Source organism: Pseudomonas sp. G166 (assembly GCF_037027455.2).
Taxonomy (GTDB): domain Bacteria; phylum Pseudomonadota; class Gammaproteobacteria; order Pseudomonadales; family Pseudomonadaceae; genus Aquipseudomonas.
The window spans coordinates 4,309,692-4,321,656 of sequence record NZ_CP146985.1 but is presented as its reverse complement, the minus strand read 5'-3'; the positions used below and the strand labels follow the sequence as shown (position 1 = coordinate 4,321,656).

Here is an 11,965-nt window from a genome sequence, read left to right as displayed (position 1 = left end):
GCGTCGAGCACCCCTGAAGAGCAGTTCGCCGTGGCGTTCAACCTTGCGGCTCGGCCACCAGTAGCAACGACTGCGGTGCCGTGCTTTGCGGGTGTTGCGGCTCCTGCAGGCCGGCCAGTCGAAAGCCGGCCATATCCAGGGCATTGAGCCAACTGGACAAGGTGCGAAAGTACCAGGGCATGGGTTGCCATTGCCCCTGGAAGCCGGCGAAGGTTTCTTCTCGCCAACCGTCCTGGTAGTTGCCCGCCGCAGCGGCCCACGGGTGCAGTGTCTGGATCACCAGCGTGCCGCCAGGGGCGAGCAGGGCGTTCATGGCGGTGAGCAGCGGGATGATGTCCTGGTGCAGCAGGGCGAAGTTGGCGCAGATCAGGTCGTAGTTGCGACCGATGTCCACCGTGGCCTGCGCCAGCGCTTCGTAGCTTGCCAGATGCACCGGCGAAGAGCCGGCGGCCCGCGCAGCCTCGACCAGCGTTGCATCGCCGTCCACGCCGACCGCCTCGATGCCCCGTTCGGCCAAGGCCCGCAACAGCCAGCCCTCGCCGCACCCCAGGTCGAGCACACGCTCGGGTTGACGGCTCAGTACCGCCAACAGGATGGCTTGGTCGGTGACTTTGACGCGGCTCTCGAGGGTGCCGGTGCGGATCGCCTCGATCCACGATTGGGCGTTGTGCTGCCAGCTCTGGAGGAGGCTGGATTCGGAGGCGGGCATGTCGATCTCCTGCGTTGTCCAGCCGAACCTGGGTTGATACTAGGTCACGATGCTGGTGGGCGGCCTGTTACCCTATTTTGCTCTCGACCAACGGTCAACCTTGGCGCCCTGGTTGGCAGCGGTTTCATTCCCCCTCTCTTCTGGAGGCTTTGAGCGCAGAAGCTTACTCAGGCCGCCGTCGATTTCACCCGGCTGTCGCTCGCGGTTTCCCGGAACAGCCGAGGCGACATGCCGAACGTCGATTTGAAATGCCGGCTGAAGTGGGAGCTGCTGCCATAGCCCCAGGCATAGGCGATCTCGGTGAGCGAGCGATGGGCATGTTCCCGGCTGCGCAGGTCTTCGGCACAGCGGGCCAGGCGCCGCTGCCAGATGTACTCGCTGACGCTGCATCCCAGCTCATCCTGGAACGCCCGGTGCAGGCTGCGTACCGAACACTGTTCGGCGTTGGCGATGCGCTCGATGGTCAGATCGCGGTCGGCCAGGTGACGTTCGATATACGCCTTGAGGCGGTTCTGCTTGAAGAAGCGAAAGTCGTGTTCGAGTTGCTTTTCTTCCTGTTTGTTTTTCAGAGCGTTATCCAGCAGCCCCGTGATGCTGTCGCCGATCAGCCCGGCCGAGTGGTTGTTGAGCAAGGGGTATTGGTTGTAGGCATCGCTGATCAGGTGCATCAGCATTCGGCCCAGGCCGTTGCGACCGTTAAGGTGCATGTCGCCGGTTTGCGCCAGCTGTCCGGGGGAGCCCTGGAACAGCAGGATGAAGTGCTCGCAGCCTTGGGTGCTGGTCACGTCGAAAGGTTTGCCGCAGTCCACCAGGAGCATTTCGTCAGGCGCCAGTACGCTGCGTTGTTGCCCCTGCTCGAAATGGCTGACCCCCGCAATCTGCATGATCAACATGCGCGGTGTGTCGAGCGAGTCGATGGCTTTGCTCAAGTGGCGTGAGTAACGATGGGCGCTGGCGGTCATTCGACAGAACCGCAGCTGACCCAGGTCGCCATACTCCAGCCGGCCCTGGAAGTTGCTGTCATGCAAGGGGTCTATGAAGGTCGACTCCAGGCGTTTTATATAGTCCGGCGTGCGTCCCAGGTGGTCGCTCATGAATTCTTTCCACTTCATCAGCCGATCGGAACGCACAACCTGATCAGTGGACACACAGGCTAAATGGGTCATTTTGGCGCCTCTGGTTCTTATTTTTTTGTGGATTGGGCAAAGAGGTCAACTTGCCCAATCCTGGCTGCGTCCATGCGGGTTAGTGATCCAAAAGGTTATTGATCAAAAGGGATATTGATGGCTTCCGGGCTGCCAGGTGACCCAATGGGCACGGGTGAATTCGTCCAGGGCATAGTGACCGTTGAAGCGGCCGAGCCCGGAGTTCTTTTCCCCGCCGAAGGGCGCGTTGGGTTGGTCATCGACCGTGATGTCGTTGATATGGGTCATCCCGGCCACGATGCCGCGGGAGAAGTTCAAGCCTCGGGCCATGTCCCGGGTGAACACCGCGCTGGACAGGCCATATTCGCTGGCGTTCGCCAACGCCAGGGCGTGAGCTTCGTTCTCGGCGATCAGCAGCGGCAGCAAAGGCCCGAACGTTTCATCGCGGGCCAGTTCCTGATCGGCCCCCACTTCACCGAAGACATGGGCAGGCAGCACCAGCCCGGATGCCGGGCCACCACAAAGCTGCTTGAGGCCGGCGCTCTGGGCTCCATCGATTTTACGCAACAGGCCATCGAGCTGGCTCTGATTGACCACCGGCCCGATCACCGTGTCGGCCTTGGCCGGGTCGCCGGTCTTGAGGTTGCGCACGCGTTCCACCACCAGCGCGGCGAAGTCGGCATACCGCGAGCGGTCGACGATCACCCGGTTGACGCTCATGCAGATTTGCCCTTGGTGCAGGAAGCGTCCGACCACGGCAGCGTGGGCGGCTATTTCAACATCCGCGTCGTCCAGCACCACCAGTGGTGCGTTGCCGCCCAGCTCGAGGGCGACACGCTTGATGTGTTTGCCGCCGGTGGCAATACGGCCGACATTGCGACCCACATCCGTCGAGCCGGTGAAGGAAATCAGGCTCGGTACCGGGTGCGCGACGAAGGCGTCGCCAATCTCCGAACCGGCACCGACCACGACGTTGAGCGAGCCCTCGGGGAAGCCGGCTTCTTCGAACAGGTGGGCAATCAGCAGGCCGCCGGTCACCGCCGTGTCGCTGGCAGGCTTGAGCACGATGGTGTTACCCAGCGCCAGTGCCGGCACCACCGAACGCATGCTCAGGTACAACGGGAAATTCCATGGGCTGATCACGCCCACCACGCCCAGTGGCTCGCGAAACACAAAGCTCTGTTCGCCGGGCTTGTAGCTGGTGAGGATGCGTCCCTCGACCTGCATCGGCATGCTTGTGCACTCGCGCACAAGGTTGAGCGTGAACTGCCATTCCATGCTCGCCTTGATTCGGGTGCTGCCCGATTCACCAATCAGCCAGTCGATGATTTCGTCACGACGGTCCTGGATGACCTGGGCGAGTTTTTCAAGGTATGCGCTACGTTGTGTCGGGTGCAGTTGGGCCCACGCCGTTTGTGCTCGATGGGCCGCCTGGTAGGCGTCATCGAGATCGTCGATCGAGGCCAGTGGCATTTCCAGTAGTTGTTCGCCGTTGAACGGGTTGCGGTCGTCCAGGCGTCGTGCGGAGCGACCGGTACGCCAGGTGCCGTTGATGTATTGATCGCCATTGATGGCGTAGGGGGCCAGCTGTTGAGTGGTCATATTCTTACCTTTGGCGGCAGGTGATTGCGTCGTTCAAGAGGTTGAGGGGGCCAACGTTGTGGGCGAAAAGTGCTCAGCTGCGGATCCAGGCACGTCCCCAGGAATTGAGTGTGTATTCCTCCTGGGGCCAGACGCCGGGTTGGCGCGAGGCATCGGTGACTTCCAGCTCGGCCGAGAACTCCAGGCGATTGCGATCGGCATCGACCACCATGAAGAACAGGTTGTTACCCGGCCCGTGCCGGCCAGGGCCGAAGAAGAGGGTGATGCGCTCCTTGGCGAAGCGATCACCCCAGTCGCGAATGTCGTTCCATTCGTTGGTTTCGTAGCAGTGATGATCCCACTCGTTTTTCGAACCACGGAAAAACGCCAGCGTGTGATGCTCATCGTCCGAGCGCAGGAAGCACGTCGTGAGCTGGCCAGTCTGCTCATCCACGACATTGTCCGAGACGGTAAACCCTACCGTGTTGACGTAGAAATCGATCATGGCTTCCAGCTCAGTGGTCTGGAACACCACGTGTTGCAAACGCCCCGGCATGCCTGGCCGATGGGCCTGGGCATTGGCGCGCGAGACGCCGAATATCGTTTGTCGGCCCTGAGGGTCACGGATCAGGAAGGCTCCCGGTTCGAGCAACGGGGAGTCGAGTTCTTCGACAGCACAACCGTTCTTGATCAGGCGAACACGCAATTGCCCCAGGCGAGCCTGGTCTGCCAGGTCAAAAGCGGCTGCCAGCAGGCCGCAGTGGTCGGCGGGCGACACGAGCATGGCGCGTTGCGGGCCACTGAGTAGCCAGCTGCCGTCGGCCTGCGCCAGGCTATCCATGTCCAGCAACCGCCGATAGAAATCGATTTGCCGTTGTGGCTCTTTGCTCGCCAGGTGCAGGTAGCACAAGCGTGCCGGTGTGGAAGTCTGGAGTGTTTGCATAAACACCTCGGGGGCTTGGAAGGTTCAGTGAAAGACGGGGGCGATGCCCGACTCGATTTCGCTGCTTCTCGGCGCGGCGATGCCGAACAGCGACTGCAACGATTCGGCAGCTTTCGTTTCGGTGGCCTTGTCGAAAATGGCGGCGATATAGCGATCCGGGCGCAGCAGCAAGAAACTGTGTGCATCGCCCAGTATTGCCTTGAGCGAACCTTCCCGGTCCTGGAGCACCGTGCAGCCTGGAATCGCCGGCATGGCATCGATGGGCTCGGGGAGGATCAGGATGCGTTTGGCTTCCAGATGGTTCCAGAAACCATGCTTGAGTTCGTCGATCCGTTGGCGGGTAGGGGCGCCGTATTGAACCAAGGCGAAACCGGCACCGATGGCTTCGTCGAGCAGGCATTCATGGCCCTGGGCATCGCTGAGCATCGGTTGCGGGAACATCTGCCCGCAAGACAGCTTTCCGGCGGCGCCCTCGGTCAGTACCAGGCCTTTGGTGAACCGGGGTTTGGGCTTGAAACGCATCTGCAGGAAGTAATCGCGCAACGGTGGCAACAGGCCGATCAGGGCAAACGCAGAACTGATCAAGCGAGCGCGAAGGACGGTGGCCGGAGCCATGACCACACCGAGGTTCAAGGCCAGCTTGATCAATGCCCAGGCATGATCGCGCCGCTCGCTTTCGTAAGACTGCAGGGCGGTTTCCGCCATTTTTCCTTTCAGTACACCGATCAGCTTCCAGCCCAGGTTGTGGGCATCGCGCACGCCGCTGTTCATGCCTTGGCCGGCATAGGGCGGGGTCAGGTGCGCAGCGTCGCCGGCGAGAAACACGCGCTCCACCTGCCAGCGCTCGGCGACCCGCGCGTGGAAGGTGTAGACCGTCTTGCGCACGATGGAAACCGGCGTGTCACCCTTGAACGGGCGTAGCAGCGCCTGCAGGCGGGTTTCGCCGAGCACTTGCTCATCGGTTTCGTCCGCTTTGAGCAGAAACTCGAAGCGGCGCGTACGGTGAGGGCCGGGTACTTCAACCACCGGGCGCCGGGCATCGCAATACACGCGGGTTTGCCAGAACGGGTCGTCATCCTGGTCGGTGTCGACCACCAGCCAGCGCGAGGAGAAGCTCGAGCCGACCATCTCGATCCCGAGCTGCTTGCGCACCGGACTGCGGCCACCGTCGCAGGCCACCAGGTAGGCTGCTTGGATTTCCAGCAGCTCGCCATCGGCGTCACGAATCAGCGCACGCACGCCGTGAGGGTCTTGATGAAATTCCAGCAGTTCGTGGTTGAAGCATGCCTTGAGGCTGGCAAAGCGTTCGAGGCCTGCCTTCAGCGTGGCCTCGAACAGCGGTTGGCGAAAGGCGTTGCGCTTGGGGAAGCCGTACAGCTTGCCGGTCGGCTCGACCTTACCGAAGCAACGGCCTCCGGGCCGGGTGAAATAATGCACGCCGTAGCCGGGAACCACGTCCTTGAGCACGGCCTGGTCCAGGCCGATGGCCTGCATGGTGCGCAAGGATTCATCATCGATTGAAACCGCCCGTGGCTCGGTCACGGTGCCGGGCTTGCGATCGATGATCAAGGTGTCGACATCGGCCTGGCCGAGCAGGTTGGCCAGGGTCAGTCCGGTAGGGCCGGCGCCGATGACCAGTACCTGGGTGTTGATACGTTTGAGGGTTGTCATTGTTATTCCCTTTGCGGATGGCTCAGCCCAGTGACTTGGGACGGTTGGCGAGCGCCGCCATGCGCTGCGACAGGTCCTGGGCCAGGGCCAGGATCTGCTGCCCTTGTGCCGCTTCCTGGACGTCGTCACGGGCTTGGATCGGGCGCACGCAACTGATGCTGCCGACGACCTTGCCATCACCGTCGAAGATCGGTGCGGCGAGGCCATAGACGCCAGGATCGACTTCGCCTGCACTGGCCACATAGCCCTGGCGACGCAGTTGTTGCAGCGCGCGGCGAAACTGGTCCCAGGTCTGGCCCAGGTGGCTGGCACGTACCTCATCGGGGTTGTCCAGAAACAGCTGGTTATGTTGCCGCGGGGTCATGTTGGCCAGGATCGCCTTGGACGTCGCCCCCAGGAACAATGGCCTGGGTGAACCGCGCGAATAGCTGACTTCACTGAACAGATCACCGTGCTGATGAATGCACACGACCTGGTCCTTGAACAGTCGGCAGATCAACCAGACTTGTTGCTCGTTCCACTGCGGAAAGCTGGGCTCCAGTGATTGCGCTGCGCGTACCAGCGGGTCGCTCAGGCGCAATTGGCGATCCCAGGTGATGATCCGGGCGCCCAGCGCATAACGTCCGGCTTCGACCTGGAACAACAGGTTGGCCTCGGCCAGTTCACGCACGTAGCGGTAGATCGTCGAACGGGTGAAACCCAAGGCAGCGCCCATGTCGTCGACCGCCCAGATCGGGTTTTCTTCGGTGAACAGGTCGAGCACCCGCAACATGCGTTCCAGGCTCGAGCCTTTGCTGTCGGCTTCCTGTTCTGGCAGTTGTTCAGCGGTGTGTGGGTGATCCATGGTTTATTGCTCGTCCACGATGCTGTTGCGCAGAGTGCCGATTCGAGCAATCTCGATCTCGACTTCATCGCCTGGTTTCATCCACACCGGTGGCTCGCGGAATGCGCCAACACCGCCAGTGGTACCGGTCACAATGACGTCCCCAGGCGCCAGTTCGGTGAAGGTGGAGCAGTACTCGATCAGATGGCGCACATTGAAAATCATGTCGCTGGTGCGGGTGTGCTGCATCACTTGGCCGTTCAGGCGGGTGGTCAATTCCAGGTCCTGTGGGTCGCCGATCTCGTCGCTGGTCACCAGCCAAGGGCCGAAACCACCGGTATTCGGGAAGTTCTTGCCCGGTACGAACTGAATGGTGTGCTTCTGCCAATCGCGGACGCTGCCGTCGTTGTAGCAGGCGTAACCGGCGACATAGTCCAGGGCGTCGGCTTGCTTGATGTGCCGCGCCGTCTTACCGATCACCACAGCCAGCTCGCCTTCGAAATCAAGCTTGTGGGAGGCCTTGGGGCGAACGATGGGTTGCAGGTGGGCGGTCTGGCTGTCGGCGAAGCGGGTAAAGATCATCGGATAGGTCGGCATCTCCCGACCGGTTTCGCGCACGTGAGTGGCGTAGTTGATGCCGATGCACAGCACTTTGCCCGGGTTCGGGATCACTGGCAGGAACGTCACCTCAGCCAAAGGGATGCGCGGCAGGCCTGCCAGGGTCTCGCGGGTCAGCTCGCCCAGGCGGTTGTGGGCGATGGCTTGCTTGAGATCGCCGCCGAAGGTGGGCTTGAGCGTTTCCAGGTCGATGATTTGATTACCTTCGACCACACCGTAGCTGCTACGGCCTTGGACAATAAAGCTTGCGAGTTTCATGGAGGCTCCTGGGAGAGGGAGGGTGCAATGAGGGTTAATCTAATCTTGCTATAAAGTCCTGTAAAGTGGGATTTATACAAAAATCCTAAAATATGGAATTTATGTGTATTTGGCGAGGCTCTACCTTTGGCGGACTTGGCGGACTTGGGGAGCGAAGGGGAGGCGGCAGGCAGCCAACCGCAGATGGCAGGGGTGTTGTGAGAGGGGTCGGAAAGGGATTTAAACCTGTGGGAGCGAGCTTGCTCGCGATGAGGCCAGCCAGCTCAATATTCATGTAACTGAACCGCCGCCATCGCGAGCAAGCTCGCTCCCACAGGGATTTGACGGGCATCAGGGCCGATGCCAATCAGTCGCTCGGTGCCCAGCACCCATGCAGCGACATGCGCATCCGGAAGGGAATCCTGATGCGAGCTATGGGCCCACTGGCCATGTCACGGGAGTCCAGCACGACCAGCTCACTGCGCCCCTCGGCGATGAGGTTGAGCAGGGCAACGACGTAGCCATCGCCTTCCTCCGCATCAGCAGAGCGCGGAATGAAAATGGGCTCCTGGAAGCAGCCGCTGTCACCAGGAAACCAGGCGTCGGTGATGCCTGTCTTCAGGTTCAAATGGACCAGCAGGTTGAAGAACTGAAAGGGTATCGGTCCATTCGCCGGGTTGTAAGGGCGCTCAGGATCGAAGGCGAGCAGGAAACCATGCAGGTACTTTCGACCGATGTAGCGGTCGTCACACCTTGGGAACTCGCAGGGGTACTCGGTCAGTGGTTGCGGTTCGACCTCGTCCCGGGGGCTGTTCAGGTCAAAGGTCCAGCGCATCAGGCTGGCCGCCAGGGTTTCCGGCGGCGGGACGTAACCGTCGGCCTGTGGGAAGAAGTAGAAGATATTTCCGCCAGTGACCGGCATGTCTACGTAGACCGTGTCGTTCTCATCGAACGCATTGAGCGTATGCCCCTGGAAGCCGTCCTTGGGGCCCTTGAACCAGCGCACATCCCGCGCCTGCCCATGGCGCGGCACGACGGCGAACAGCTGGGGCAGGTCAGGTTGCCATTGGAAATGCGGCCCGCCGTTTTTCATGCGTTCGACGTCCACCGTCAATGGAATCAGTGGGAACACGACGTAGCGTTCAGTCACCGCGAAATCATGCACCATGGCCGCATAAGGTGCCTGGAACCAGATTTCATGCAGCAGTTTGCCGTCCGGCGAGATCTCGAAATAGGCCAGGTCGGGCGTGCCGTCGCCTTTGGCTTCATAACTGCAGGCCAGCAGGTTACCTGTCACCGGGTCGAGCTTGGGATGGGCGGTGAACGTCGCGGATTTGATCTGACCGTCAAATGTCCATTCGCCGAGGGTCTCCAGGGTTTCGAGATCCATCGCCCAGGGCAGGGCATCTTCCTTGAGCGCCAGCAGGACGCCGTTGTGCGGGACAACGGTGGTATTGGCGGTGGTGTTGTTTTTCGCCGCAAGGCGGTCATTGGTGTAGACGTTTCGATAGACACCGTTGAGCGAACGCCCTTCACGGCGCTGGGCCAGTAGGCGATCGGTCTTCACGTAGCGGCGTCGCATCGAGACCTTGCCATTGGCAAAGTTGAAGCGGCTGACCACACCGTCGCCGTTGAAAAAGATATCGTTGCCCAGCATGGGTGGGTACTGCGGGTCTGGCGCCACCTGATAAAAAGTCCCGTTGATCGAAGCGGGCAGGACGCCTTCGATCTCGAGGTCGAACACCTCTGCTTCCACACGGCTGGGCGTGTAGAGAGCACCGGAAAACTCAGGGGTTTGCGGGAATGTAATAGTCATCGGGCAATCTCATCAATGTACAGTTTCATTCAGGTTCAGACCGATTGTGGAGACAGGGCCGGGCCGGAAGACTTCACGCCGCGGCGATAGCGTGCAACCACCAGGCACGAGATCACCAAGGCTAGTAAATAGGCCGAGGCGGCGAGCCATCCGACCGCCCGGAAGTGGCCCTCACCAACGACCAGTGCGGCGCCAAACGGCCCCAGTCCCTGGCCGACGAAAATCGCCGCGTTACCCAGGCCCGCCAATCGACCGGAAGGGTCCAGTTCGGCGGCCATGGAAAGCAGGTACGGCAGGCTGAAAAACCAGACCATGTGGATCAGGCAGGCCGTGGTGACAAAGGCCGCGGGGCTGGTGCCATAGACCATGATCAGCGTCGCCAGTAATGCCGTGCCGAAGCTCAGCAGTTGCGGAAACAGCAGGCCCAGGCGTCGCCCAATCAGCCCGGCCAGGCCTGCCCCCAGGGCGCCGGCAAGGATGCTGCCGCCGAGAATCCCGCCGATCTGCTGCGGCTCCAGGCCAATGCTCTTGCCGATACGCTCCTGGTAGACCCACAGGGCCGAGTGTCCGAAAAACAGCAGGGCAAACAGCAGGATCAACAGCACAGCGGTGAGACCAAATGGCTGGATAGAGCCATTGGCCGCGCGATGGGCTTCAGGGTAATGCTTGGGCACTCTCCAGCACCCCAACGCCGCAAGCACGCTGGTGATCGCCAATAGGGAAAACGCCCCATTCACGCCAAATGTTTGAAGGATCAGGGGCATGGTGGTCACCAGTAGCATGCCCCACAGCAGGTTACCGATGTTGATGACAGCGAAGGTCGCATCCTTGGATGTGCGCAGTGCTGCGGTGGCATAGACCACCGCCATGACCGCGCCGCCGCTTGCGCCACAGACCATCCTGGAAATGACCAGCCCAGCCTGGCTGTGCAGTTGTGTGCTGACCAGGTTACCCACTGCCAGGATCAACAAGGCCACCAGGGCGAAGCGGCGCCGGTCGACGCTGGCCATGAACAGGGCGCAGACGCCGCAGGCGATGGCCATCGCCATGAGTTCGGCTGCGAAAATGGCGCCTATCGCATTGAGCGGCAGGCCGAGTTGGTCGATCAAGGCACCGCCCAGGATCGGCTGGATCTGCAGTGTCCCCAGGGAAATGACCATCATCAGGCAGATGGCCCCCAATGATTTTTTGCTGTCGATGGAGTCGAGCGCATTCATGAAGCATCACCTCGGGTAAAGGGCCTGCTCATGCGTGAGCAGGCGTACACGTCAGTCAGAACTTGTGAACGTAACGAACCTGCACCTGGTAATCCGCTCGGGAGCGATTCTCCACGCCGGTTTCCTTATAGGTGTTAAGCCAAAAGGCTTTGTCTTCGGTGATCTTCCAGAACAGCCCCGGGCCAATGCCCAATACTTTTTCCCGGGAGTCGGTCATGGTGTTGCCGTTGACCTTGTCATCCGAGATCTGCCTGAAGTAGTAGCCGTTGATGCCCACCGAGACCTTTGGAAGCACCTCATACGAGACGGTGAAGTTCGCCCATGCTGACTGTCCCGACTGGGTGTCGCGTACGGATTGCCCTTCGAAGAACTGCGCCGAACTGCTTGCCGGATCGTCGTTCTTGAAGTTGTACAGGTAATTCAGTCTCCAGCTCACCTCCCAGCGTGGCGCCGGCATCCAGGTCGCTGCCCAGTAGGGGTTCAGGGAGAAGTAGTTGGAGCCTGGGTTCAGGTCTTTGTGTTTGTCGTATTTGCCCGTTGGCAGGATGGTGTCGAAGGCCATGCGCTGCACGAAAACCGGCCTGCCGGTAGCGTCGACGATCGGATCGAACTGGACCTGGGGCCCGACCGTGACATCGCCAAGGCCTGCGGCGTTATCCTTGAGCTTGGCACCGTTGTCACCGAAATCGCCGTCCAGGGAAACGACGGGCACCAGTAGACTCCAGCCCAGGTGCGCCCCGCCCGCGAAGGTGTCGGGTGAGTAGTAACTCAATTGATTGACCATCGTGATGACGTTGATCTTCGGATCATCAAAGGCGCTGTTTTTCTTGCCCCCGTTGGTCCTGATGCTGCTGGCGGTGCTGAACTTCAAATAGGTCTGATGAGTCAGCCCGGGCGGCCCTGCAAAGCCGTCGTAGAAACTGGTGCCGCCCAGGTTGATACCGCTGGGCTGACTCACCGAAGGTGGAGGCGGGCCATCGGCGGCATGGGCGGCAAATGAGGCGAAGCTGAGTGCCAGGCACGCTGGCAGGGATTTGGTCAGGCTCATTGAAGTGGCTCTATTCTTGGAATTGTGAGCGGGGGAACTTCCCCTGGCACTTCGACTTTAAGTCCGGGATGTGGGCGATGCTTGTGCACAGCGGCCAGAGTTGACTGGGAGTGCCACGAAGTGGGGGGGGCATGGTTGATCGCTAGACGCTGACTAA

At 60.9% G+C, this 11,965-nt stretch carries 10 protein-coding genes; all 10 read right to left on the bottom strand.

Annotated elements, in window-relative coordinates:
- Positions 1 to 37: 37 nt before the first annotated feature.
- Positions 38 to 709: a class I SAM-dependent methyltransferase gene (locus SGN16_RS18725; protein ID WP_210639489.1), complete on the bottom strand. Its 672-nt coding sequence runs from the start codon at positions 707 to 709 to the stop codon at positions 38 to 40.
- A 167-nt stretch (positions 710 to 876) separates the two neighbouring features.
- Positions 877 to 1,875: a helix-turn-helix domain-containing protein gene (locus SGN16_RS18720; RefSeq protein WP_210639488.1), complete on the bottom strand. Its 999-nt coding sequence runs from the start codon at positions 1,873 to 1,875 to the stop codon at positions 877 to 879.
- Between the two features lie 102 nt (positions 1,876 to 1,977).
- Complete coding sequence (locus SGN16_RS18715) at positions 1,978 to 3,456, bottom strand: aldehyde dehydrogenase family protein (RefSeq protein ID WP_210639487.1); 1,479 nt, start codon at positions 3,454 to 3,456, stop codon at positions 1,978 to 1,980.
- 73 nt (positions 3,457 to 3,529) lie between these two features.
- A complete protein-coding gene (locus tag SGN16_RS18710; RefSeq protein WP_335944351.1) occupies positions 3,530 to 4,378 on the bottom strand; it encodes a VOC family protein in 849 nt (282 codons plus the stop codon).
- A gap of 24 nt (positions 4,379 to 4,402) precedes the next feature.
- The gene (locus tag SGN16_RS18705; protein ID WP_335944350.1) at positions 4,403 to 6,049 is read right to left on the bottom strand and encodes a bifunctional 3-(3-hydroxy-phenyl)propionate/3-hydroxycinnamic acid hydroxylase; all 1,647 of its coding nucleotides are present in this window, start codon (positions 6,047 to 6,049) and stop codon (positions 4,403 to 4,405) included.
- Between the two features lie 22 nt (positions 6,050 to 6,071).
- Entirely contained in the window at positions 6,072 to 6,893 is an 822-nt protein-coding gene (locus SGN16_RS18700) for an IclR family transcriptional regulator (RefSeq protein ID WP_335944349.1), read from the bottom strand.
- Between the two features lie 3 nt (positions 6,894 to 6,896).
- Positions 6,897 to 7,748: a fumarylacetoacetate hydrolase family protein gene (locus SGN16_RS18695; protein WP_335944348.1), complete on the bottom strand. Its 852-nt coding sequence runs from the start codon at positions 7,746 to 7,748 to the stop codon at positions 6,897 to 6,899.
- A 346-nt stretch (positions 7,749 to 8,094) separates the two neighbouring features.
- Positions 8,095 to 9,543 carry a carotenoid oxygenase family protein gene (locus tag SGN16_RS18690; RefSeq protein ID WP_335944347.1) on the bottom strand — a complete coding sequence of 483 codons (1,449 nt, stop codon included), beginning with the start codon at positions 9,541 to 9,543 and terminating at the stop codon, positions 8,095 to 8,097.
- A 35-nt stretch (positions 9,544 to 9,578) separates the two neighbouring features.
- Entirely contained in the window at positions 9,579 to 10,760 is a 1,182-nt protein-coding gene (locus tag SGN16_RS18685; RefSeq protein ID WP_335944346.1) for an MFS transporter, read from the bottom strand.
- A gap of 55 nt (positions 10,761 to 10,815) precedes the next feature.
- A complete protein-coding gene (locus SGN16_RS18680) occupies positions 10,816 to 11,808 on the bottom strand; it encodes a transporter (protein ID WP_335944345.1) in 993 nt (330 codons plus the stop codon).
- Positions 11,809 to 11,965 lie beyond the last annotated feature (157 nt).